The 23334-nt window shown below is 57.2% G+C and carries 20 protein-coding genes; 11 read left to right on the top strand and 9 right to left on the bottom strand.

The window, feature by feature from the left end:
- Positions 1–285: 285 nt before the first annotated feature.
- The 3 genes from ADU59_RS01720 to ADU59_RS01710 are packed head-to-tail and all read right to left on the bottom strand — an operon-like array spanning position 286 to position 3192.
- Positions 286–2355: a ParB/RepB/Spo0J family partition protein gene (locus ADU59_RS01720; RefSeq protein WP_068951076.1), complete on the bottom strand. Its 2070-nt coding sequence runs from the start codon at positions 2353–2355 to the stop codon at positions 286–288.
- Positions 2356–2413: 58 nt separating this feature from the next.
- Positions 2414–2989 carry a hypothetical protein gene (locus ADU59_RS01715; RefSeq protein WP_068951074.1) on the bottom strand — a complete coding sequence of 192 codons (576 nt, stop codon included), beginning with the start codon at positions 2987–2989 and terminating at the stop codon, positions 2414–2416.
- On the bottom strand, positions 2986–3192 hold the full coding sequence (locus tag ADU59_RS01710) for a hypothetical protein (RefSeq protein ID WP_068951072.1): 207 nt from the start codon (positions 3190–3192) through the stop codon (positions 2986–2988). The genes ADU59_RS01715 and ADU59_RS01710 overlap by 4 nt, the downstream gene beginning before the upstream one ends.
- A gap of 459 nt (positions 3193–3651) precedes the next feature.
- Here ADU59_RS01710 and ADU59_RS01705 point away from each other — a divergent pair, with 459 nt between their 5' ends.
- The 4 genes from ADU59_RS01705 to ADU59_RS01690 are packed head-to-tail and all read left to right on the top strand — an operon-like array spanning position 3652 to position 7165.
- Positions 3652–4368 (top strand): hypothetical protein, encoded by a 717-nt coding sequence (locus ADU59_RS01705; protein WP_139093130.1) that lies wholly within the window; start codon positions 3652–3654, stop codon positions 4366–4368.
- Between the two features lie 31 nt (positions 4369–4399).
- On the top strand, positions 4400–5596 hold the full coding sequence (locus ADU59_RS01700; protein ID WP_068951069.1) for an XRE family transcriptional regulator: 1197 nt from the start codon (positions 4400–4402) through the stop codon (positions 5594–5596).
- A gap of 25 nt (positions 5597–5621) precedes the next feature.
- Positions 5622–6200 carry a hypothetical protein gene (locus ADU59_RS01695; RefSeq protein WP_068951067.1) on the top strand — a complete coding sequence of 193 codons (579 nt, stop codon included), beginning with the start codon at positions 5622–5624 and terminating at the stop codon, positions 6198–6200.
- Positions 6200–7165 (top strand): hypothetical protein, encoded by a 966-nt coding sequence (locus tag ADU59_RS01690; RefSeq protein WP_068951065.1) that lies wholly within the window; start codon positions 6200–6202, stop codon positions 7163–7165. Before ADU59_RS01695 ends, ADU59_RS01690 begins: the two co-directional genes overlap by 1 nt.
- A gap of 15 nt (positions 7166–7180) precedes the next feature.
- On the opposite strand, the gene ADU59_RS01685 is transcribed toward ADU59_RS01690, so the two are convergent.
- The 4 genes from ADU59_RS01685 to ADU59_RS01670 are packed head-to-tail and all read right to left on the bottom strand — an operon-like array spanning position 7181 to position 9659.
- Positions 7181–8137 carry a tyrosine-type recombinase/integrase gene (locus ADU59_RS01685; RefSeq protein WP_068951083.1) on the bottom strand — a complete coding sequence of 319 codons (957 nt, stop codon included), beginning with the start codon at positions 8135–8137 and terminating at the stop codon, positions 7181–7183.
- Complete coding sequence (locus ADU59_RS01680) at positions 8134–8625, bottom strand: hypothetical protein (protein WP_068951085.1); 492 nt, start codon at positions 8623–8625, stop codon at positions 8134–8136. Before ADU59_RS01680 ends, ADU59_RS01685 begins: the two co-directional genes overlap by 4 nt.
- 14 nt (positions 8626–8639) lie before the next feature.
- Positions 8640–8981, bottom strand: coding sequence for a hypothetical protein (locus tag ADU59_RS01675; RefSeq protein WP_068951063.1), 342 nt, complete (start codon positions 8979–8981; stop codon positions 8640–8642).
- A gap of 30 nt (positions 8982–9011) precedes the next feature.
- Positions 9012–9659, bottom strand: a complete 648-nt coding sequence (locus ADU59_RS01670) for a hypothetical protein (protein WP_139093129.1) — start codon at positions 9657–9659, stop codon at positions 9012–9014.
- A 190-nt stretch (positions 9660–9849) separates the two neighbouring features.
- On the opposite strand from ADU59_RS01670, the gene ADU59_RS01665 reads away from it, so the two are divergent.
- The 6 genes from ADU59_RS01665 (at position 9850) to ADU59_RS01640 (ending at position 17228) form a co-directional block, all read left to right on the top strand.
- Positions 9850–11427 carry an ATP-binding protein gene (locus tag ADU59_RS01665; protein ID WP_068951059.1) on the top strand — a complete coding sequence of 526 codons (1578 nt, stop codon included), beginning with the start codon at positions 9850–9852 and terminating at the stop codon, positions 11425–11427.
- 2 nt (positions 11428–11429) lie between these two features.
- Complete coding sequence (locus ADU59_RS01660) at positions 11430–12578, top strand: DEAD/DEAH box helicase (RefSeq protein ID WP_068951057.1); 1149 nt, start codon at positions 11430–11432, stop codon at positions 12576–12578.
- Entirely contained in the window at positions 12575–13360 is a 786-nt protein-coding gene (locus ADU59_RS01655; protein ID WP_139093128.1) for a hypothetical protein, read from the top strand. Before ADU59_RS01660 ends, ADU59_RS01655 begins: the two co-directional genes overlap by 4 nt.
- A 247-nt stretch (positions 13361–13607) precedes the next feature.
- Positions 13608–14006 (top strand): helix-turn-helix domain-containing protein, encoded by a 399-nt coding sequence (locus tag ADU59_RS01650; protein ID WP_068951053.1) that lies wholly within the window; start codon positions 13608–13610, stop codon positions 14004–14006.
- A 235-nt stretch (positions 14007–14241) separates the two neighbouring features.
- On the top strand, positions 14242–15996 hold the full coding sequence (locus ADU59_RS01645) for an AAA family ATPase (protein WP_083198089.1): 1755 nt from the start codon (positions 14242–14244) through the stop codon (positions 15994–15996).
- Positions 15996–17228, top strand: a complete 1233-nt coding sequence (locus ADU59_RS01640) for a hypothetical protein (RefSeq protein WP_068951048.1) — start codon at positions 15996–15998, stop codon at positions 17226–17228. The genes ADU59_RS01645 and ADU59_RS01640 overlap by 1 nt, the downstream gene beginning before the upstream one ends.
- Here ADU59_RS01640 and ADU59_RS01635 read toward each other — a convergent pair.
- Positions 17173–18429 carry a DNA-methyltransferase gene (locus ADU59_RS01635; protein ID WP_068951046.1) on the bottom strand — a complete coding sequence of 419 codons (1257 nt, stop codon included), beginning with the start codon at positions 18427–18429 and terminating at the stop codon, positions 17173–17175. The two genes, ADU59_RS01640 and ADU59_RS01635, sit on opposite strands and share 56 nt — an antisense overlap.
- Before the next feature lie 150 nt (positions 18430–18579).
- Positions 18580–22263, bottom strand: coding sequence for a Ti-type conjugative transfer relaxase TraA (gene traA, locus ADU59_RS01630; protein WP_083198087.1), 3684 nt, complete (start codon positions 22261–22263; stop codon positions 18580–18582).
- Between the two features lie 265 nt (positions 22264–22528).
- Here traA and ADU59_RS01625 point away from each other — a divergent pair, with 265 nt between their 5' ends.
- A complete protein-coding gene (locus ADU59_RS01625) occupies positions 22529–23332 on the top strand; it encodes an NYN domain-containing protein (protein WP_068951044.1) in 804 nt (267 codons plus the stop codon).
- Positions 23333–23334 lie beyond the last annotated feature (2 nt).

Genomic DNA, 23334 nt, shown 5'->3' with positions numbered 1-23334 from the left:
AGGAAACTCCGATTCGCACTGATTCTGCAAGGTGCAAATCTGCAGTAGCAGCCTTTAGCAGTCGCTCACTCAAAAAGGGAAGGCTGGGAGGAGAGCTTGAGAGGCGGGGCGCGGGCGCCTCTCAACTGGCTTGGGCCGGGTCGATCCCGGCGTGAACCAGCCCGCGCGAGTTACATTCCTGCTTATAAACAGATTATAATCTGCTATCTTTTTGCACGCAGAAACCCGACGCAAGCGCCGGGTTCTGTTCGTTTGTGAGAAAACGGGCTACATTCCCGCTTATGACTACTCAGCAGCGATAGCCTGCTGGCCGTCTTGGTTGTTCTGTTCATCACCAACGTTCGAGCGCAACGGGCCGGGGAGCCAGGCTTTTCCGGCAAGGGCCTTTTCCGCCAGCGCCACGGCCTCAGCCTTCGGGGCCTTGCCTGCCGCCTTGATGGCGCTTTTCGCGCAACCGGCATCCTTCATCACCTCGGCAATCTGCGCCTTGGACAGCCGGGACAGGAACGGAGCCTGCGCCTCCCAATGGCTGTTCATGTCGAGTTTGAGGGCGGCGGCCAGCTGATCGGCGTGGGCGAGGCGGTCGCGGTCGTGATCGTGCTTGGCCTCGACGGCATTGATATTGGCGGCGGTGACGACGGCCAACAGTTCCAGAAGCTCATGCCGGGGCTGTCCCAGCAGCCATTCCCACAGGTCCCCGGGATCGCCGGAAAGCTTGTAGCCCCATGTTTCGTGGATGCGGGTCCATTCAGTCAGCGCCGCGCATGCTTCCGGCTCCTTGATCGACGGGACCAAGTCCTTCAATTGGCCGCTGATCTCGACGGCTGCACCAACTCGCCAATAGCCGTTCCCGGTCAGGAAAGTTTTCAGGACCAAGGGATAGAGCATGACGGCAAGGGCAAGGTTCGGGCGCGTCACCAGCTCGTTGCGCATGGCGACGGTGCGGATCGCGGTCAGCTCCTCGATGAGCGCCGCCGAATAGGTCACTGCCTGCTCTGCCTTGCCATCGTCATCGCCATAACCAGCGGTAAGACCATGGATATTCCCGGCGCTAGCGGCTTCGCCACTCTCTGTAACCTCCCCGGCCTGCTCTGCGGAGTGCGGATTACGCAAGAGACGCAGTGCCGCCAGATCGTCAGGCCGGACAAGGCCCTGCTCGATCTGCAGGGTTCCACCACTGCTAATGGTGACAATGCATCCGGCCAGCGCCTTTTCCTCGCTATCGTAGACCTTGGCAGCGCTGCGGATTGCTTCCATGCGGCTTTCGATCCCGGCAAGCTCAGCCTCGTCGGCCTCAATGGCCGGATCGCCCTCGGCATAGTCCTCAATGCGGCCCGCAATCTCATCGAAACGCTCGGCCAAGATGGAAAGCTCGGACTGTTCGAGGGCGGCCGGAACGTTGTTCTTCGGGAAGATACGGGCAAAGCCGCCATTGTGGATGGCCGAGGCATCGAGTCCGGCATCCACCCATTTCCACCCCTTGATTTTGAGGGTATCGGCCTCCTGTTCAAGCTGTCTGGTCGCCAGCGTCACCAGAAGAGCCCGATCCGTCAGGAACGTGGTGTCCGCCTCTGCAAACAGGTCGCGCATGGTTGCACCCCCTGCGGCCTCGTAAGCCTCGATCCCGACGAACAGAGCGAGCTTGTCGGTGCTGCGGACATGATCGCGGGTCAGCATGGCGCGAAGCGAGTAGGGGTCACGGTTCCATGATTGTGTTTCGAACCATGCCCGATCCTGTGCGGCGTGATCGTCGCTGATCGCCAGCGCTTTGGCCTGATCGATACGGATTTTGTCCTCGCGCAATTCCCCTAGAATTTTAGGGGAGAGATTGGCGAGCTTAAGCCGCTGGCGCACGGTGGCGACGGACTGGCCGAAACGGGCAGCGATGTTCTCGGGAGTCATGCCGTCCTCGACAAGCTGGCGATAGGCCAGAATCTCATCCACGATGTGCATGGCCTCGCGCTGCGTGTTCTCGGCAAGGGAAATCTCGGTGTCGCTGTCGTCACCGGAACGAATGTTGCAGGTGATGAGCGTGCTCTTGTCCAGTCGGCCTTGCGTGACCAGAAGGGTGAGAGCGGCAAGGCGGCGGGAACCGGCGACAACCTCATATTTGTTTCCGCGCTTCGCCTTCCGGACGGTGAGGTTCTGGATCAGGCCATGCGCCTCGATGCTGTCGGCCAGTTCCCCGACATTGACGGCGGCATTGAAGCGCCGAACGTTGGCGGGGCTTGGAACAAGGCGGGAAAGCGGAATTTCCTTGGTGTCCGATGACAGATAGGTGATGCCGGGGGCGTTGTCCTCGATCTCGGCGGCGACAGCTTCAACGGCGGTTTCGGATACAGTGATAGCGTTCATGGGAATGGTCCTCATGTTGGTGTGATCGGAAAATGTCAGTGGGGGAGGGGAGCGGCCGTCAGGCGTAGCCGGTCCAGTTGATGGGGCGACCATCCCAGAGGAAGGCGGTTCGCACATTGTCGATGCGCACGGATTTGGAGCGTCCATTGACGCGGCGGCGCATGGGCTTGCCGGTGAAGGCATCGAGGTGAGGAACAACCTTGCCGGTCATCCACGGCTCATCGCCCTTGTCGGCGGAAATCTGGCTGACGGCGCAGACCTCGACCATGTGAGCGCCGATGATCTTCGTCACCTGATAGAAATCGATATTGGTTTGCTCATAGCCCCATGAGGCATAGAGGACATGGCCGACTTCGAAACCGTGGGGTTTCTTGCGCTCGTCGCGGCGTTCCTGCTTCCATTCCGACCAGCGCCGCCGCCCCTCGAAATGCTCGCGGATTTTGTGTTCGCGGGCCTCGGTGCTGGCAAAGCTATGATGCCAGTCGGGCTTTGCGGCCTTGCCGTGGAAGGCCATGGCAGCGGGTCGTCCCTTATGGCTGGTGTAGATATAGACAATGCCGTCGCTAGCCTTGTCGGCGATCTTAACGGAACCGCTCGGGATGTAGAATTCGCGGGAGGGAGCGAAGCGCATCATTCGGCGTCCTCCCACTCGTCGGCATAGACGGCGGCCGAGCCGATCCCGGTGACGTGACGGGCGCATGTACCGCCGCAAATACCGTCTTCGTAGGCTGGAAAATACCGGTCATAGGCGGCATCGAAATCCGGCAAGTCGCCGTTGAGTCGCGCCAGCTCCCCCGCGAAGCTGAAAAACCATTCCTCGAAAGTAGGTTCGCACATTCCCTTGTCCTTTCCTTTTTGGACTGCGAAGCAGGACCTCGTCCTGCTTCCCGGGGCCGCGCGAGCGGTGGGTTGGAGAGGGAAAATAGCCTTCGCGGGGAACCAGCTGCACGAAACGCAGCGCAAGCGCAGTGGAGGAAGCTGGGCGGAAGGCTATTTTGGGGGCGAGAAGGGCAAGGCCCTCGGTTCCCCCACCAGGCAAACGAACTCGCGCAATCGCGCGTCATCTCCCGGCAAGGATGCCGGATGCACGAAGGATCGTCACCGCTCGTCGGCGGAAACCCGAACCGGGGTTCCGTGGAGCTGCGGCACAGCCGCGGCGGAATAGAGCCTGGTCACGGAGAGACGTGCCCATGAGTTTCCGGTGATGATAGGTTGAGGATCATTATACCCACTTGCTCTTTACGCAATTTTTTAATACATAAATCCTGTATTTTGCAATTCGATGCGGAGCGCACTGTGGAGCACTATATCAAAAGACGGTTCCCGCCGGCCTTGTTCAAGAATCTCTTTCTTGATTTGGAAGACCGGCTACGTGCGTCGGCACTTAAAGCCTTCACAATGGTGCGCGATCATGCCGGACTTGATCCCAGGGGAAGCCGGGAGTTGGAAGGGCAGGCGCGTTTTCGCATGATGGAAAAAGGGTTTCGGGAAACCTGCGAACTCCATGGTGGCAAACTGCTCGAGAATGGAATCATTCCGTTTACCGATCTGAAAATCTTCCAGCCTTTCATGCGATTTGAAGTGAATGGGCAGGGGGTCATTTTCGGCCTTGCCGCTATACCTGAGCCGAAGGCGCTGCCCGTCAAGAACATGTCACGCAAGGCTGGCGTAACGCTCAATTATTACCTTTCACCACGGCTTGACCTTGATGGAACTGGCCCCAAGATTGGTGACATTCTTATTTTGCTTCTTGTTGCTCGTGATCGTGAACAGGCCGGAAAGATCAGTGAATTCGCGATTGGCGTGATCGATGCTGGTTATGAACAGTATCTTTTTTACGAACCGCTCGACAAATACCTTGAAGGCTATGCCGATGAGCCGGTAATTGCCCCGGCGCCGTCGTCTGGGACTGGCGCGAAGGCACCTGTCATCAGCCTGAAGAAGACGATCAAACCGTTTGTGCCGCCGGAACGGCCTGATGGCGACAATGACAACGACCGAGATACGAAGTGACCCGTGCTGATAAAGCCGGGGAAGGAAATGCATGCGTGTAGGAACTCCGGGGTTCGTCCCTGAAAGATTGATCGAGGCGAGAGCAGCACGGCGAATTTTAAGCAAGAAGGCACTGGCCACCCTGATCAGCGTCAACCCCAGCACCGTCACCCGCTGGGAGGACGGGACCAGCGCCCCTGATGCCGATGCCTTAGCTGAGTTGGCAGCTCACCTTCACGTTCGCAGAGAGTTTTTTCTTAGACCGGTCGCCAACAGCGACCGGCCTCTGTTTTATCGGACCTTGGCATCGACCTTGGTGAAAGATCTGAACTACCAGGAATCCCAGATGCATTGGCTGCAGGAGATCAGCAGCATCGTGGAACATTACGTGGATTTCCCGGAGGTCGATATTCCAGACGTATTGCATGGTGCGTCCTACAAGCAGCTCCGCGACGAGGACATCGAGCAGATCGCCTCTGACCTGCGCACCCACTGGAGCGTCGGGGATGGCCCGTGCATCGATATGATGCCGCTGCTCGAACGCGTTGGATGCATTGTCGGCTCCATTGAAATGGGAACATCCAAGCTGGATGGTCTGTGCAGTTGGGCTCAAGGGGGCAATCGGCCGCATATTTTGCTATCGACGGACAAGATGTCGTTCCCGCGCCGGCAGATGGATGCTGCGCACGAACTCGGCCACGCGATCCTGCATCGCCACGTGAGCGAGGAAGAGCTGAAAAAGGACCTCAAGGAGATCGAGCGCCAGGCGTTTCGGTTTGCGAGCGCATTCCTGATGCCCGCAACGACATATTCCTATGAGGTAAAGAGCGCGTCGCTTGCGTCTCTGCTGTCCCTGAAGGAGCGCTGGCGGGTTTCGGTAAAGGCGCAGATCCGGCGCCTTTCGGATCTGGATATCATCCCCGCAGACCATGCAACATCACTTTATAAGCTGTATTCGGCCAAGGGATGGAGCCGGGAAGAGCCTCTGGACAAGAACTGGCCGATCTCGGAGCCGACAGTTCTTGCCAACGCCCTGCAGTTGATCGTCGACTCTGCCGTGCGCAGCAAATCCGACCTCCTGAGCGTAGAATTCACCATGAAGGCCGGCGACATAGAAAATCTTACCGCCTTGCCGCCAGGATGGTTCTCAAGAAATGCGGAAGTCATAGGGCTGAAGCTGCGTGAAACCGTGACAGATCGCACCACCGGTGAAGCATCAACGATTTTGCCCTTCCCATCGCGGAAGTGATCACCTTGCAAGATAGGAAGAAATCATGTCGTCGATTGATCATAACAGGCCGATCCTGAAAATCATCGACAGTCTCAAAAAGGGTAAGGCGAGCCTCATACCCGAGGTTCCGAAAGCAGCTCCGAAAAAGGTGCTGGGGCAAAGCATCGTCGCATCTCGCACAACCTTCTCAAAAGAGCTGGTGCATGAATGCGCCGTGCGGGTCATTGAGCATTTCGGAAAACATAAAAATACGGCTTTGCCAAACCAGCTACTAGCGGCCGTTGATGACGAAAAAGCCAAGCTCGACCTGAAGACATGGCTGTGTGCCTACACACGCCTGAAACTGTCGGCCGATGGGAACACCGTTGTTTATGACAGGGAGAAAAGCCACCGGCTGCGGGAAGCGATGGATACTCCGTATTGGAAACTCGCCAAAGTTGGGCAGCCCCGAAAAACGAGTGATTACAATTTCATAGAAGAACTCGAAGCTTTTATAGAACGGTCTCGCAGGAAACTGATTTCAGGCTCTCCAGAGAAGTTTCTTCTGGAGCAGATCGCAAATGCGCGCGATGCCTATCGGGACAAGCGCTATGGCCATCCTTCATCGGAGAAAAAGACGTAATGAAATGGTTCACCAAAAAGGCTGGCTCCGCTGCTGTTCCATCCACCTCCACAGCGCTCGATAACATCGAAGAATTCTTGGTGAAGTACGATAGGTCTGGGGCTAGCCGCACTAGTTATGCCATGGCGTTATGGGGCATTCATGCGGCATTTGTTCAGATTTTTGGTGGGCTGGACGAATATCACCTCGCTGAATCTACAAAGAAAGACCGATATGCCGCTATGATCGGCAATAACGCTCAAAAAGCTGCAGAGACAGGACAAACGGCTGTTGCGGACTGCAATCGAGCCTTCTTGGATTTCCTTGCAGCAACAAACGGTCTACCGCGGCGCGATCTTAACGGATTGATAGAAAACGTCGCCGATCGCATCGATGGCATTGTCAATTTCGGGAAAAGCGAAATTGATCGCATAGGTGAAGTAGAAAAGGAGGCCAAAGAGTTCTTGGCTTCAGACGCTCAATTCGCCATCGGAACGGGAATCGTGAGGGGAATTGTAACTGAGAAGAATGTGCTCGTCGCCTCGCAGATCATCATCAATGACCTGCAGAAAATCCTGGTATCCCACCAAGACTATCACTTTTACATCATAGAACACTACGCTCGTCTTCGTCTCGAGCCAGGAATTCGGTCCCTGCTCGATGGTGTCCCCTTGTTTGATGTAGAGTTGGAAATATTGGGCCCCGGTTGGACGCTAGCCAGTGCGCGCGGACCTGGCGTTGCCTATATCGACACCATCCTTCCAGCCATTCGGGATTGGTGCAAGATAACTGTGCCGTCACTTGACGCGGCCGAGTTGTCCCTGCGGATTATCGGAGCGGCTTACGGTCACTTCCGCATTACCGGGAAGCCGCATTTCGACCCCATCCGCCGTGGCTATGCACAGATGTTCCATCAGCAAGCCCTAGAACAAGGACGATCTGGAGATGCGGCGCGTTGGTCTGAAGTAGTTGAGAAACTTAGCTAATATGACGGCGACAGCCTAAATTAGAATCCGCTCGATTTCATCTAAGCTTACGTCATCACTTCGACGATCATAAAGCTGCGTAGTGCGTGTAGATGAGTGATTGGCAATATTGGCTGCCTTTTCCAGCGTTCCACCGTTTTTCAGATAAGCGGTAATACCCGTCGCCCGAAAGGTGTGATTGCACACGGCCGTGCTGATACCTGCCGCGACCGCACGACGCTGGATCATTGCATAGGCATTGGCTTGGGGTAGGGGATTACCGGAAAACTTATCAGTGCCGCGCCTAATTGTCTGAAACAAGGGCGCTCGGGGTGTCCCCTGCAGGCCGGCCGCCTCGATAAAGTCGTCCAGGAAGGCTTCAAGCGAGTGATGACAGGGCAGATCGACCTGCTTACCACCTTTTTCGTGCAATCGAACCCATAACCGGCGGTTCTGGCTGAATACGTCGCGCACCTCCATGCTCGTCGCGGCACCAATGCGGGCGAAGGTGTAGGTCATGAGCCCGATCAGTGCGCGATCACGCTTGCCGATCAGTGTTTCAGTGGAAATGCTGTCCAAGATCTGGCGGGCTTCCTCGGCTGATAGGGCAGGGGTCTTACCGCGTTTACGAGAGTGCTTCGGGCCGCGGACAGAATGGGCGGGATTGGACGCCATAGCCTGCCCCGTGACGAGCCAGTCGAACAGGTGCCGCACCGCCGCCAACCTTTGTTTGACGGTCGGCGCCGAATGCATGAGCGTCATTTCCTCGACCCAGCCGGCAACATGAATAGGAGTGATCGTGTCGAGAGAGCGAGCGCCTCGCGCATCGCACCAGCTTAGAAATTCCGAAGCAGCTTTGAGGTACGATCGGCGGGTATTCTGATTACCAATCCGGGCGGTGAAGAACTCAAGGAACCGCATGCGTACCCGCTCTGCGCTTTTCGCAATTGCGACCGGCAATATCTCCGCGTCGGATGCAATGACGAAGCTCATTGCGCCCGGCCCCAGGACCAGCACTCCTCGCGGCACGCATGATGAAACGCCAGCTCATCCGCAAAGGAGCGGCCAATCCGCCTTGAACCTTCAGCAAAGCCAGAGAGGGCATTTTTTTCCAATTCGCCATCCTGCAGGCCGCTTTGGTTGACGCAGATCGCCGTCAACAACGGGAGCTGCCGAGCATGGCAGATTTCCAGAAGCCGATCCAGATGACCATGCTTTCCGTTCATCTGATGCCGTGCCTTGCTCCATTCGACACCACTTGCCTTCGCCAGGTCACCATAGGTGATGCAAGTCCCGGCGATAGCCGCCTGCTTCAAGGCGGAGAGTGACTTTTCAAGATCTAGCCCCTGACGTTTTCCGGATCGGCGGCCGCGCTCCTCGATGAGTTCGAAATAAAGCGCAGCCTCGGTCTGGCCGCGCTTTTCAAAATTCACGATCCACTGGTCGATCTCAGCATCTTTCTTGTTGGAAAAATCCGTCATCATCGCACCTCTTTTCAAAGGCCGCGCATAATGGTCTCGATCGCAGTAATAGGAACTGCGTCGTCGATGGCGTGAAGGATCGTTCCGTTTTGGGAGCCGTCTCGTATTTCGATCTGCTCCGAAGCATGGTCATATCGGAAGGCGTAATCTTTACCATTCACCTTGATCCAAAGCATATTTGCGGGAGACCCGGCATATTGGCGTATCCGGATCGAATCCGCATCAGCCCGCCAGATGATGCCACCGAGCACCGTTAGCGCCGATCCCTTGACGTTACCGGCATGGTGCTCGGCTCTGTCCATGACACCTTTTGCATATTCGTTAAGCTGCTGCACGTCCTTCGCAGTGATCGCCATCCTGAGCCTCCCCTACATATGATAAGTTGTTCATGCGGCCTCGCTAATCTCTCGTGACGCAGGAAGCTGGCTTATCCATTCCGCCCAGGATCGCACAAACTGGAAGAAATCTTCCTCGCCGGCGACAATCAGTCGGAAGGTGCAGCTTTCGGCCTGTTGTTCCTTCGATTCCTCATAACGCGAGGCGAAGGCCAGCAATTTCATCTGGTCACCAGCGACTTCATAGCCATCCCCATTCAAATAGAAGACATTGCCATGGGCGAGGGCGTTGCGCAGCGGTCGAAGCACTTTCTCAGCCTTGCGATCGGCGATTGAATTCTCCGCCGCATCGCTGAGCGGCCGATGGCCTTCCTCGTCCTTCCAATTATAGGAATCATTGATGTCGTTCACCACCCTGGTCTGAAACCAAAAGCCCGGTTCGCCCTGCCAGAACGGCGCTTTAAGAAAAGGGACCTTCTCAAGGTCTTTGAGGGCCTCGGTCAGCTTGTCGTCTTTATCCTTCTTATAGAGTGGGTGGTTTGCTTTCATCCGCTCAAAAGGGATCGTCAGCACCGATGCGGCAGCTAGCAAGGCAAAGGATCCCATGAGCTGTTTGTCGCGGGCGTAGCCCTCAAGGGCACCCATAAGCTCAAGACACCGTTGAGGGTATTCAATAGCGAAACGATCGGGTACTCCCACGTCAACCTCCCATATATATGATAAAGGACATTATCATATATAGATTTTGCTTCAATATCCGGATTTGTAAGAAGGGAAGCGAATCAAATATTTGACACTCAAAACAAAGCCTACCTAAGTGGTTGTGCCGCTTCCGCGCTAATAAACCGCCGGAGGTAGAGCTTTACATAAAATGCAGCGGAGGTGACCGATGTCAGAAAGCGTACCTTTAACTACCAATTTCGAGATCGGGCCTCAGGCAATCGCTAACTATAGCCGTATGAGCTATACCATGTGGCACGCGTTAGGGGAGTTTATCGACAATTCCACACAGTCGCGTACTAACTACGGCAGCGTAATCGACCAAGTCCTGAAAGAAGAGGGGACCCCCCTTGTAGTGGAAATCATCCACGATCGCATTCAGCGCACGATCACGATTAGGGATAATTCGGTCGGGATGACGCGCGACAGGCTCGAAGCAGCACTGAAAATTGCAATGCCGACCGCTGACAGCGTCGGACGGTCGAAGTTCGGGATGGGCATGAAAACAGCCGCTTGCTGGATTGGCCACAAATGGAAGGTGGTGACGTGTGAGTGGGGAAGCGGGGAGGAATGGACGGCCATAATCGATGTGGATGCTATTGCATTTCAGGGCGCCAAAGTTCCGCTAACGCGGACTGATGTTGACAGCGACGGCCATTACACCCGTATCGTCATCAGCGACCTTCATCGGAACATCCAGCAGCGCACTGAAGAGACTATTCGGGGCTATCTTGGCTCGATGTACCAATTCGACATTCGCCGAGGCGCGCTCAAACTGCTCTACAATGGTGAGGAGATCCCGGCTCCTGCCGACTACGATTTTGACACCGATCCCGAAGGTCGCAGCATGCGAATGGACCTTCCCGAAAAAACCATCGGCGGCAAAAAGATAACAGGCTGGATTGGGGTCCTCCGGAAGGGTGGACGCAAGTTCGGTGGTTTCTCACTTTTCCAAAACGAGCGCCAGATTCAAGGTTTTCCTAACGCATGGAAACCGCGTCGTATTTTCGGAGGCGTTGATGACGAGGGGGCTAACAACCTTGTCGCGCAGCGACTGACTGGCGCTATAAACCTCGACGGCTTCCATGTGTCCCACACCAAAGATGCCATCCTGTTTCAGGGCGACGAGGAAGACGATCTCGAAGAGTTTCTTGCAGCCGTATCAGATGACTATCGAAAATATGCGAACAAGCGGCGGGGAACAAAGTCAAACCCCTGGAACCGTGACAAAATTCGTGACCTTGTCGATGAAATGCGCAATGAGTTCGTAAATCCTGAAATCGGTGATGCGCTAGACAACTCTCTGTTGCCGCCCATCGAGACGCTGCAGCAGAATGAAGAGCGCCAAGCCGCGTCCGTAACAGACGAGGACAAAATTGCCAGCTTCCAGGTAAGCAACGATCTTACGGTCATCGTTTCGCTGCAAGAGAAAAGTGAGTACGAACCTTATCTGTCGATAGCCGCCAGTGCCACGCCTGGCACCGTTCATATCGTCATCAACGGACTCCATCCTTACTATGTTGACCTGGATTCAACGGACGCAATTGATGAGTGCATTCGCCAGTACATCTACGATGCAATTGCCGAATATCGGGCAGGAAAATTGGCAGGACGCATCAATCCTAGCAGCGTAAGGCGGATTAAAAACGACCTCCTCCAGGTGAAAGCCCTTCGCGTTGAAAACGCCGCTGAAGAGCTTCAATCGGGCCCGATGACAGTCGGGACAAACTCGGCGACGGCGATCTGATTGTGGCCAGCGTCATTCTTCGCCGGTGGCAAGAGGAGGCGCTCGACGCCTGGGAGCAGAATGGCCACAAAGGAATCGTGGGAGCGGTCACAGGAGGCGGCAAAACAGTATTTGCCCTAAGTGCGATTGAACGGCTTAAGATGGAAACATCCTTAATCGTGGTGCCCACAATCGCGTTGCTAGAACAATGGTGGGATGAAACTGCCGCATTCTTTGGGGTTCGCCTTGACGATATTAACGTCATTAGCGGACGCCCTCGGATTCGGGCGGGGACCATAAATCTCGCTGTTATGAATACAGCAACGAAAATCCCGCCAGTCTCAAGTAATCTTTTTCTCATCGTTGACGAGTGCCACAAGGCGGCAAGCCCCAAGCTGAGCGCCGTTCTAGCTCTTCCAAAGCATGCTGCTCTGGGGCTGTCCGCAACGCCTGAACGACCTTATGATGAGGGTCTTGAGCAAGTTTTAGTCCCAGCTTTAGGGCCAGTCCTTTACCGCTATACGTATCGTGAGGCGTTGGCAGATGGGGTGATTGTCCCGTTTTATCTCAAAAACGTGGTTTTTGAGCTCGAGCCCGATAGCCAACGTGAATATGACAAGCTAACGCGCGCAATAGCGAGGTCAATTGATAAGTTCGGACCCGAAGCGCCTGAGGCTGTTACGCTGATGCTCAGACGAGCTAGGGTTCTTAATCTTAGCATGTCACGTGTACGTCTGACATTGCGCCTAGTCGCCCGACATCGGGGCCAAAGGACTTTGATTTTCCATGAGAGCGTGGAAGCGTGCGTGGTCATCCACCAGGTACTTGCCGAAAATGACGTGAAGGCAGGTATTTACCATTCTAAGATGTCCCTTCGAGAACGGGCGGAAATGCTCACAGCATATCGGTCGGGCGCTTTAGACGTGCTGGTCACCTGCAGAGCATTGGATGAGGGCTTCAATGTACCCGAAACGGAGATAGGAATCATTGCAGCAAGCACCGCCACGCGCCGCCAAAGAATACAGCGACTCGGGCGTGTGCTGAGGCCATCTGCAGGAAAAGAGGGAGCAACCATCTACACCCTCGTAGCTACGAAACCCGAAATCGACCGTCTCCGGGCAGAAGAGGTCGAACTGGAAGGCGTCGCTGAAGCGTCGTGGGTGCACGCTTGAAGACTATGATGCTGGGTGCTTGCGACCCTGACGCCATTTACCGGTTGAAAGATCCGGATGCTTCTTATGAGAGCGAGATCGAAGCCGCGAGCATCAAGGTTCTTTCATGCTTGTATCCTACGTACACATGCATCGTTTTCGGCGGTGGCTTCGAGTATGACGGGCGGGTATCACGTCCGGATCTTGCGCTTATCGCGCGAGATTACTCCCACTGGTTCATTATCGAGGTAGAGTTGATTTCTCATTCTCTTACCGGCCATGTGTTGCCTCAGGTGACCGCTTTTCAGTACGGCGCCCCCCAGACTGATTGCGCTACAATTTTGAGTTCAGCACTCAGGATTACTCGCTCTCAGGCAGAAACCCTCGTGGAACATGTACCCCGTAGCGTGGTGGTTATCGCCAATCGGCATGACTCAATTTGGGAAACTTCCCTAGCTGCCCACGGCATTCAGTTCGGTGTTGTGTCGGTGTTTATGGCAAGGGGTGGAACAGAAGCTATCGAGTGGGACGGTGCATTGACAGTCGTGGAAACGAGCCTTGGTTTTGGCCCCTATATGGCTGTTGACCGCTCGTTGCGCTTTCCTAGCCAGGTCGATCTTCCAGATGGTCTAATCCAAATTTCTGATGCGACCGGAGCCCCTGGCACCTGGGTAGTGACCCGCGATAATCGCTTTGCTTGGATTACCAAGGAGAGAGGTACGCCCTCCATCGCCAACGGTGCTTTCGTGCAACTAAGGCGCTCATACGATGGAAGTATCTCATTTAAAGTTCCGCGAAACTGATAATATAGGTCTCAGGTTCTGAAGGAATTCCCGATGCGAACCGCGCACGTAGCACCAACAACGCTCGGTCGGGAATAAAATCTCGGTTCTAATGCAAAGAGTGAACCACACATCCCAGCGTCTACGACCACGCCGGTCTTCTGACCAGAACTTGCGATAGCGTGCTTCATAATCACCGGTCAAACGGCCTTGCCAAGTTGGGTATTTTTGATATTTAAGTATTATAAATATCAAAAGTGAGGATTTAATGGTCAAGCTTCGGCAAATCAAAGCACAAAAAATCGGGAAAGCCCTCGCTCCCATCGCCAGCAGCGCGGGTCTGGCGTCCGAATTGAAGACGCTAACGGATCGCCTTTCGGACGATCCCGGCGTAAAGAAATTCACCGTCACTGTGAATAAGGAAACCGGAATCGCCAAGGCCACGGCCGTTGGACATCGTGGTCAGACATTCACTCAAGAGGTGGTGGGACCAGGGTTAACCGCGACGATGACCTATATCCCTAAGTCCAAAGGTGGAAAGGCTGCACGGAATCAGAATATTGTCGCGCTTTACGAGCGGGATTTGACCCAAATGGAAATTGCGGAACGCCTCGATATATCCCAATCGACCGTTTCGAACGTCCTTCGACGTGAAGGCGTTCTCTGAAACCGCGCACTGTGGCTAACATTAGAGTGCAAATCTGCCGCACAAGCTGCGCAGATCACATCCGGTTGTCCGCGGCCCGCTGCGCAAAACCGCCAGGCGAAACCATCATGAATAGGGGAATCCCAAAAAGATTTCTTTTTGCTAGTGTCGCACGGGCGGCGCTGCAAGCCTAGGTCGATTCGCACTGAGACCTTTCCTGCGCTGTTATTGATAACTGACAGTTCGGGATAGATAAATGACAATGGGAACGGAGAACAGGCAGACAGTATTCAGTTGGCTGAATACGTTTCTTCGCGATCTCAATCTTCAGTTCTCCCGCTCAGGCTTCAAGGGCGGTAGCAACATTGGCAATCACACCGTCGATGAGGGCACAGGCTATTGGGGCAACCCCCAATACTCCGGCAACAAGCCGCCGCGCTGGCTCTTCCACGTTGATGTTACGGGAGATGTCACTGTCGCACGTCTGCCTGCCGGGCTTCAGGAAATTGGCATTGGCGGCTCCAACACGGCACAGGGAGACAAAGCCGGCCTTGCAATTCGAATCCTGCCGCTGATCCAGACCGGTGCGGGCGCCTTCCGTCGCGTCGATGATTTCGAGGCGAACGTGCTCTTCGTGTTCCACGGGGCGCTTGATCCCGGATCGTCGTCAGATGCCTTCTCGTTTAACCCGACGACAGGGGGGCTCTTCCGCAGCGTCGATCGTGCACGCCGGCAGGAAGAATACGTGTTTGCGGCTTTGGTCGGGCTTCGGCCGCGTACCGACACGACCGAGGTCGAGAAGAACGGCGCGCCCGCTGACGTAAGCTATGGCGACGCGATTGATGCCATCCGGTCAGCGATCCATGTCCACCCGAAGAACGGGGCTATTGGGCAGATCCCGCTCTATGACCTGAGCGACGACAGTCAGGTCGAAGCCCTTAAAGCAGATATTGTTGCAGCTTGGGATGCAGCGGGACCGCTACCGGTAAAAGCGGAGGCAGTACCGGAAGAGGAAGCCGCCGAAGCAGTCGAGGCGATCGACTTCGCTAACATCGAGATTCCGATCAACCCGGAGCTGCTTGGCATTGATCCCGCCGTCTACCGGCAGATCAATGCGATGCTGCGGTCGGGCAAACAGCACATCATGCTCTACGGGCCGCCGGGAACGGGTAAAACTTCGTTGGCCCGCTGGATCGCCAGCAGCCTGCCAGGCGGGCAATGGACACTGGTCACGGGCTCTTCGGATTGGAGTTCGCAGGACATTATCGGCGGTTATCAGCCGATCGGTGGCGGTGATGTTGACTTTGTCCCAGGTATCCTGCTTCGCGCCTTCGACCAGCCGCTTATTATCGATGAAATGAACCGCTGCGATATCGACAAGGTGATTGGACCGTTGTTCACGGTCCTCTCTGGCCAGCAAACCACCTTGCCTTATCGGACGGACCTCAGCGACAAAAACAGCCAGCCCTATGTGATCCTACCAAGGCCAAAGGCCGGAGCGGCAAATCATGAATTCGCGCCTGGTCCGGCGTGGCGTTTGGTCGCGACCATCAACTCGATCGACAAGGCCTCTCTCTATCAAATGTCCTACGCGCTCAGCCGCCGCTTCGGTTGGGTATACGTTGATGCGCCGACCGACCTCCCCGCCTTCATCGCCGAATATATCGCCGCGACAGATGCTAGCACCCCAGCTCCGCCAGCAGGCGCGACATGTCCGCTAGCGGAGGTGTGGCAGGCGATCAATGCCGCGCGCGTCATCGGGCCCGCACCGATCATCGACGCAATCAAAGCAATCCGCGAGTTGGCGCCTGGGGCAAGCATCTTCGGAGAGGCTGATGCGCTAATGCGTAGCGCCGCGCTTGATGCCATCGATATGGTGCTCCTACCGATGCTCGATGGTATCGTGCTTCAGGACGCGCGCAATATCGCCGAGGCGGTCATTGCAGCCTACGGTCTGGCCGGTGCGGAAGCCGATCGCGTGAAGCGGCGGATGGATTCGGTGGCGATCTGATGGGCATCGACGCAGCTATTGTCGATTACTCGGCAGGGCTGCTGCTGCGGTATTTCAGAAACGGGGCGCTGATCGAGGGCGAAATGCCGCGCCTCGATCAGCGCCGCGACGTTGAAATTCTGAAAGGACATTGGGCACTTTCTGCCCCAGTGCGCGATCTGGTGAATCACATCCTGACGCATCCACACGAAGCCCAAGCCCTACTGACATACCGGCAACGGATTGATGATGCTATGGCCCGCGGCCGGATCGATGCCCGGCGTACCTGGCTTTACCGACAGCAATCGGGCTTACCGTCCGCACTTGTCACGCACGAGGCCGTACGCAGCTTCAATACCGGGCCGAACCTGCTGCTGGCATGGGTGCTGCGGGAAGCCGCCTCCTATACCGCTCGGCTTTTCTCTTGGCAGGGAAGAACCTCACCTTACCTGACGGCTATCGAACAGGCGCAGACGGAAATGCGGGCGCTCCAGAAAATCGACAGTTTGCGCGAACCCTTGCGGGCGGTCTCGCTCGGCAAGCGGCCGAACGCCGGAGCCATCCGTGACGCTGCCCGGTCGCGCCGATCGCTGTACCGTCTGGCCGTCGATGCCTACCGGCTCATGCAGGGCCTCGAAAGAGGGGAGGTGGCCGCAATGGAGCGCGTTGCCCGGTCGTCGCTGCTGGCTCCGCTAGAAGACTGGCGGAGGTTTGAACTGGCGGTTGGCCTAAGTCTCGGGGAGGCCTTGGCGCGCGCAACGGGGGCTCCCCTGAACCTCCACTTGCTTGGAGCGGATTCGGCTGGACCGATCGTGACGGCGGGACGCTTTGCGGTCTATTGGCAGCAGATTACCCGCTATCATCATCCGCCGCCGCTCGAACCGTCAGAGGTGACGGTGCGGGAAAGTCTACGGGCCTATAATATCAATGTCGGTACGGAACGGCCCGACTTAATCGTGGTGGATCGCGACCAAGATGCGGTCGCGGCCGTTGTGGAAGTCAAGTATATCGCCGGCGACACGGCGAGCGTGCGCTTCCGCGAAGCCGTCGATCAAGTGGTGCGATACGGCCGAAGTTATGCTGCGCCCAGTGCCACTGGCTCGCTATTGGCGCGGTCGCTCGTCGTGCTGTCACGCCATGCGCCGGCTCGGATCAATCCAGCCGGCGATGCACCGTTCAGCGTCGATTTTGAGGCTCTCAGGCAGCCGCACGGGCTGGACGCTTGGGCTGCGGCTCTGATGATTCATCCTTAGCGAGTGGAGGGCGTTTCGCGCCGCCATCCGCGAACAACGGCACGTCCTCGTCATTCACCGGCACCGCGCACGGCGGTGCGATCTCATAACTGCCGGGGCGGTCTTTGAGCAGGGGGGCAGGCGTAGGAGTGAATCGCGATAGTGCCCCTGTCAAATATTCTTCCGACATTTCGCAGCACACCCACCGGCGACCAAGCACCTCCGAGACTGCCCCGGTTACGCAAGAGCCACCGAACGGGTCGAGCACCAGGTCGCCAGGATTGGTCAGGAAGCGAATGAAATATTCTGGCAACTGCGGGGGGAACCGGGCCGGGTGGATCGGAATGTTGTTGTCGCGGCAATATTCCTGATAGCGACTGGTCGACTCAGTGTTCGCAATTGCCAGCAGATTTGGCGGAACGGAGCCACCGTTGTCCTTTTGAAACTTGGCCGAGATATCGTGACCGGAAGGCCGGAGCTTCGCGACATAGCCATTGCGCAGCAAATCCTGCATGGACTTGCTGTAGGGCGCTAACACGCGCCGGTTATTGGCTTTGGGGAAGGGAGTTTTCGACAGCCACCAGATCGTGTTCACAGCGTCTTTGACTCGCACACGACGTACGTTTACCCACTCCGCCGGTGTCGGCAGCTTGGCAGGGTTCCACCAATAATGCTCCTGGCAGAGATGAAAGCCATATTCCTCCACCAGCATCACCAACAGTTTGAAATGATAAAGGCTACGGGTAGGTTGTCCGGGAACCCAAGCGCCGCCGATGTCGATGACCAAGCTTCCGTCGTCCTTCAGGACGCGCTTGAAGCCCTCCGCAAAGGGTCGGAACCAGTTGCAATATTCGTCCGCGTCTTCATTGCCGTAGCTCTTTTTGCGCACCAGCCCGAAGGGCGGGCTGGTCATAATAAGATCCACGCTGTTAGGGGCCGCGCCATTGAATAGATGGGCACGCGAGTCGCCCCAGACCATTTCTCCTAAAGCGGTCTTATGGAAGGACCTGATCAGCCGCTTGGGAAATTTTGAGCGAAAATCTTCTACCGTCTGTTCTGGTGCGGCAGAGCTTACATGTTGGTTGTGTAGAAAGCGGATATATTCGCTGACATTGGCGAAACCTCGCTCCACTGACAAGTCTTCAAATGAACTGCGCTCTTCGTCAGTCAGCCGGACGTTGAGAATTGAATTGCGTGGCTTGTTTGCCTTCGGCCGCCCCATGCTGCGCTCCCTGATTCACTTACAAAAAGATGGTAGCTCGTAGGTTTTCGTAATACAAGAACAGGAAGAGCTTTTTTGTTTTACAGAAACAGATTTCTAGCTCGGCCTCCCATGGGTACGATGTCGCGCAACCTTCGCATGGTCATGATCTTATCGGCTCAACCCAAGCCCCTGTGACCGGGTGATCTGCTGTTTCAGGGTGTGTTCATGGGTCAGTTCTGCAAAGCGCGTGCGTTCCACCATGCGAGCGGTGATCTTGATCTGCTCGGCCTGTTTCGAAAGCTCTGGACGCTTCTCGAGTTCCTTGGCGAAACTGCGAGGATCGGAATCACCGAACCGCTGCGCGAGCGCATTGGCAACCACTTTGGCCTCATCGAGCGCGGCCTGGCCCTCGGGGGATGACCGCAGTTCCGCGATAAACTGGCCCCTCTTCTCGACCGGCGTCTTTTCCACCTGGGCGATGATTTCGGCGCTGCGCGGCGTGAGGCCGGGAACTTCGATCACATCACGCTTTTCGCGCTGCCACTCTTCGGATTTTCGCTCCTCGCCAAGCCGCCGCTCCCAGGCTTCGGACACATAGCTGATATGGGCGGAAACCGATTTCGAATAGTGCAGTGCCTCTTTCCGCTCCTTGTTGTCCCCGAACATGCCAGACTTGCCGCGCAGCTCCCCGAACCGCTCCGGCTGCTCGGCCATGGCCTTCGCCATCACCTTGCCGCTACCCTCCTTCTCGGTGATGGCGGTGCGCAGCCGGCCAGCCACCTCGGCCGGATCACGGAACACGTGCCGCGCTATAGACTCCACCGTGTCGAATCTCTGCTCGATGACGGGCATCGCCTTTTCGCGGGCCACGTCCTCAATGCTGCGATCGTGGCGGGTGATCGCCGGCACCAACGGCGCGGGCGTGGCCCCCTCCGGCTGCAAGGCATTACGCTTTTCGCCATGATCGGCCGCTGCACGGCCATCGCCGACGCCAGCCGGCGACATGACCTCCGACCACCGGACGCGACGATTACCCTCCCTCTCCCCTTCCCGGCCGTCCTGACGATCGCCACCATTATTCAGGGTGAGATCCTCGCGGCGAACAGGGCCGGCCGGATCGCCGGCACGTTCCTCGTAAACCTGCTGGCGATCGGATGGCCGGTCCTGTTGCTCCCGTACCGGATGGGCCGCACGGGACGAAACGTCTTGGCGCTGCTTTGGGGCAGGAGCAAGTTCGATCTCGCTTCTGACCCCGAACTGTTCCGCAATCCCGCGCCGTTCGGCAAAGTCCCTGACATAATCCAGCGTCGTTTCCTTCGCGCCGGAACGCGACAGGCGATGTTCAAGCTGATTATAGGCCAACTCGCCACCCTCCACGACGCGCCACGAATTGCGCTGTGTCTGCGTGCCGTCCGGAAGCGTAACAGGAGTGGCCCCTTCATGCTGCAGGTCGATCCTGTCCCCGATCGCGGGTGAGGCCTCCTGCAGGGCGCGTTTGAGATCGACGCCCCAAACCGTGCGCTGCTCGCCCTTGTCATTTTCCAGCGTCACGAAATAGCTCTCGCGGGCTTCCGGATTATGCTCGTAGGGCGCGGCTCCATGCTCCACGAGGCGGCCCGCATTGGTAAACTCGTCCTGCGCCGCATAGAGCTGCGCGCTGTCACGATGCCGGGTCATGGCGACATAGGTGAGATGCCGGTCCATGGTGCCTGACGCCAGCACATAGGCGCGATCGACCGTCGCGCCCTGGTTCTTGTGGATCGTCGTCGCATAGCCGTGATCGATCGCCTGATAGCTCTCCGTGGGAATGCTGACGCTATCCCCGCCTCGGCCGTCGAGCTGCGCCACGATCCTGCCCGCCTCGACATGCTCGACGGTGCCAAGCATGCCGTTCTTAACGCCAAGGTCGCGGCTGTTTTCGAGGAATACGATGCGATCGCCGGGGGCAAAGTCGCGCTTGCCGTCATTGGTCTGGAACGTAAGCTCCCCACCTTCCTCGCCACGTCCCAGCCGATGGCTGTCCTGAAGCTCGGCGCGAATACCCTGATTCAGCGCCCGCACATCGGCACGACGATGCGCCATGGCAACCCGGGTTCCGTCCGGACGCTCATCGCGATCGGCAAGATAGTCGCGCACGATCGCGGCTCGTGCCTCGTCCTGGCTGGTGGCAAAATGAATGTCACCATGATCGCGATAGGCGGCCAGGCCCTCGGCCGTTTTGTGGGTCGCGAAGGAAACTGACGCCTCGCGCTGCCAATCCACACGCTGGCGGCGGATATCGGAAAGCTCGGCATGACCGATCTGCTCGGCAATCGCCCTGAAGGGTGCGCCGGCCCCAATCGCCTGAAGCTGCTCATGGTCGCCCACAAGAACGATCTTCGCGCCGCGCTGCTCGGCCTCGCCGATGAACCGGGCAAACTGGCGGCTCCCCACCATGCCGGCCTCGTCGATGACAAACACGTCGCCGCGGCCGAGTGTGCCACGATCGTTATCCCAACCGCGGGACCACGACGCCAGAGTGCGGCTCTGGATGCCGGAGCTTTCCTCCAACCCCTCGGCCGCCTTGCCGGAGAGCGCCGCGCCATGAACCTGATGGCCCTGCGCCTCCCACGCCTCGCGCGCCGCAGCGAGCATGGTGGACTTGCCAGCACCGGCAAACCCGACCACGGCCGCGATGCGCTCCGGCCCGGTGATGTGTTCGATCGCGTGGCGCTGTTCCTCGGATAATCCCGCTGAAGGATCGCCAGAGCTTTTCCGGATCGCGTTATCCTGCCGCTCCATAGCCCGTCCGACATGCCGCCGATCGACGCCATGGCTCTGCGCCTGGTGCAACCGCTCCGCCGATCGCGCCATGCCGAATTCCAGATCGACCATCTCCCGCGTCGAATAGCGCGCCTTCGAAACCTCGCCCGTCTCCTGATTGACGCGCTCGGCCTGAAGCTCCACCAGCGCCGGCGAGGCCATGACAGACGCAAAGGCATTCTGGAACGTCTGCGCGTCATCGTTGATGTAGCGATGCAAGGTCCTCGCAATATCGTGTCGGTCGAACACGCTTTTCTCATTGCTGATCAGCGTAAGAACCTGTTCCGGTTTTTCGCGGATCAGCTCGGCATTGCGCTGCGCCGCCTCGTCGTCCAGCCGCACCCGCTCGACCGTCATGCCCTGCCGTTGCATCTGCGAGGCATGCACACCCATATGCTCGGTGGGCGAAAGCTCAAGCCCGCGCTCCGCATGCGAGCGATGATCGATGCGAATATCCAGTCCCTCACGCTGAAGCTGGCTGTTGGCGATGCTTTCCCACGACTGTCTGATATCGCGAAGCTGCATGTCGGTCGTGGCCATGCCATTCGACAACAGCCGTGCGTTCTTGTGCTCAAGATACGTCTTCTCACCCAGGCCTGCTTCGTCAACCCGCCGCGTCGTCATCATCACATGCGCATGGTAATTCCGGATATCGCCCTGCTCATGCGGCGCATGGATCGCGAAATCCACCGCTGCGCCATAGCGGTTCGCCAAATCCTGGGCGAAGGTCCGGGCCGCTCCGATCCAACCTGGTGCCGACAGCTCATGCGGAAGCGCAATTTCGAATTCACGGGCGACACGGGCATCCTTGCGCTTTTCCGCAAGCTCGGCTGCATTCCATAAGGCCGAACGATCCAGAGCCCAATCGGCAGAAACGCCTTCCGGAAGCACGATCTCGGTATGCTCCACGCCCTCTTTTCTGGTGAAGTCATGAACAAGGCCATCGCGCTCGTTCGTCAGCTTCACCGCACAACGATAAGCAGCGGACGCGACAGCACTGCGGCCAGATGACCGCGAGATCGGCTTTGCGCTGAGGTGATAGATCGCCAAACGGCATCCTCCGAAACGCTAACGAGGATATCAAGCACCGACTTGCGCAGCAAGTCGTAAGTGCGCCCTTAGCAACCTCAATCGCTTCGCTCATTCGGCCACGGTATCATCACCTGCGGCACTAATCATCCTAGCAAAAAGAACGTAATTTGTGGAAGGCTGATGCGAGCGTAAACAGATACAGCAATCACGGGTACATAAAGTATTGTGGAAAATTGTCATGTTTGTTTAGTGTGCAGCCAAACATGAGCGTATGGAGGGATGCATGGCGAATGACACGACGGCAACGCTTGCTCTGCTGATCGACGGTGACAACGCTTCTCCAAAGATCGTCACCGGGTTGCTTGCCGAGATTGCCAATTACGGGATCGCCAGCGTCAAGCGCATCTATGGCGACTGGACGGGACCAAATCTCAAGGGCTGGAAAGAGTGCCTGCTGGAGCACTCCATTCAGCCGGTCCAGCAATTCGCCTACACGACCGGGAAGAATGCCACCGACGGCGCGATGATCATCGACGCCATGGACCTGCTTTATACAGGACGGTTCTCAGGCTTCTGCATCGTATCGAGCGACAGCGACTTTGCCAGACTGGCGGCGCGGCTGCGAGAACAGGGCGTCACGGTCTACGGCTTCGGGGAACGAAAGACGCCGCGCCCGTTCATCACGGCTTGCGACAAGTTCGTTTATTTCGACGTGCTGAACGCCGCAGCACCTGAGCAGGAAGCGCCAGCTGTTGCGGTCGAACGGAAGGTCCGTCAGCCGGCGGTGGCGGTCGAGGTAATACCGCCAGCCGCCAAACCTGCTCCGATAAAACCGGCACTCGATAAAGTCGCACTCGAAATGCTCGCAAAGGCCGTGACGGCTTCGGCCGAAGAAGACGGCCGGGCGAACCTCGCACGTGTAGGCGGGCACCTGGCGAAACAGGCTCCAGATTTCGACGCACGCAATTATGGCTTTGCTCGCCTCTCCGAACTGGTCGAGGCGTCCGGCCTGGTGGACATTGAGCGCACCGGTGATCATCCCAAGATTATCATGGTCAAACTCAAGACCGCTCCCGCAACGAAGTGACC

It is taken from the genome of Pararhizobium polonicum, assembly GCF_001687365.1.
In the GTDB taxonomy this organism is placed as follows: Bacteria; Pseudomonadota; Alphaproteobacteria; order Rhizobiales; family Rhizobiaceae; genus Pararhizobium; species Pararhizobium polonicum.
This window is presented reverse-complemented; position numbering and strand designations above follow the sequence as displayed.

What these genes read in the sequence shown, in the direction of transcription:
- ADU59_RS01685 (WP_068951083.1), bottom strand. Translation starts at nt 8,137, where the DNA reads ATGAGCTTCGTCATTGCATCCGACGCGGAGATATTGCCGGTCGCAATT.
- ADU59_RS01640 (WP_068951048.1), top strand. Translation starts at nt 15,996, where the DNA reads ATGGGCATCGACGCAGCTATTGTCGATTACTCGGCAGGGCTGCTGCTG.
- ADU59_RS01665 (WP_068951059.1), top strand. Translation starts at nt 9,850, where the DNA reads ATGTCAGAAAGCGTACCTTTAACTACCAATTTCGAGATCGGGCCTCAG.
- ADU59_RS01675 (WP_068951063.1), bottom strand. Translation starts at nt 8,981, where the DNA reads ATGGCGATCACTGCGAAGGACGTGCAGCAGCTTAACGAATATGCAAAA.
- ADU59_RS01625 (WP_068951044.1), top strand. Translation starts at nt 22,529, where the DNA reads ATGGCGAATGACACGACGGCAACGCTTGCTCTGCTGATCGACGGTGAC.
- ADU59_RS01680 (WP_068951085.1), bottom strand. Translation starts at nt 8,625, where the DNA reads ATGACGGATTTTTCCAACAAGAAAGATGCTGAGATCGACCAGTGGATC.
- ADU59_RS01635 (WP_068951046.1), bottom strand. Translation starts at nt 18,429, where the DNA reads ATGGGGCGGCCGAAGGCAAACAAGCCACGCAATTCAATTCTCAACGTC.
- ADU59_RS01695 (WP_068951067.1), top strand. Translation starts at nt 5,622, where the DNA reads ATGTCGTCGATTGATCATAACAGGCCGATCCTGAAAATCATCGACAGT.
- ADU59_RS01700 (WP_068951069.1), top strand. Translation starts at nt 4,400, where the DNA reads ATGCGTGTAGGAACTCCGGGGTTCGTCCCTGAAAGATTGATCGAGGCG.
- ADU59_RS01720 (WP_068951076.1), bottom strand. Translation starts at nt 2,355, where the DNA reads ATGAACGCTATCACTGTATCCGAAACCGCCGTTGAAGCTGTCGCCGCC.
- ADU59_RS01710 (WP_068951072.1), bottom strand. Translation starts at nt 3,192, where the DNA reads ATGTGCGAACCTACTTTCGAGGAATGGTTTTTCAGCTTCGCGGGGGAG.
- ADU59_RS01715 (WP_068951074.1), bottom strand. Translation starts at nt 2,989, where the DNA reads ATGATGCGCTTCGCTCCCTCCCGCGAATTCTACATCCCGAGCGGTTCC.
- ADU59_RS01650 (WP_068951053.1), top strand. Translation starts at nt 13,608, where the DNA reads ATGGTCAAGCTTCGGCAAATCAAAGCACAAAAAATCGGGAAAGCCCTC.
- ADU59_RS01690 (WP_068951065.1), top strand. Translation starts at nt 6,200, where the DNA reads ATGAAATGGTTCACCAAAAAGGCTGGCTCCGCTGCTGTTCCATCCACC.
- ADU59_RS01645 (WP_083198089.1), top strand. Translation starts at nt 14,242, where the DNA reads ATGACAATGGGAACGGAGAACAGGCAGACAGTATTCAGTTGGCTGAAT.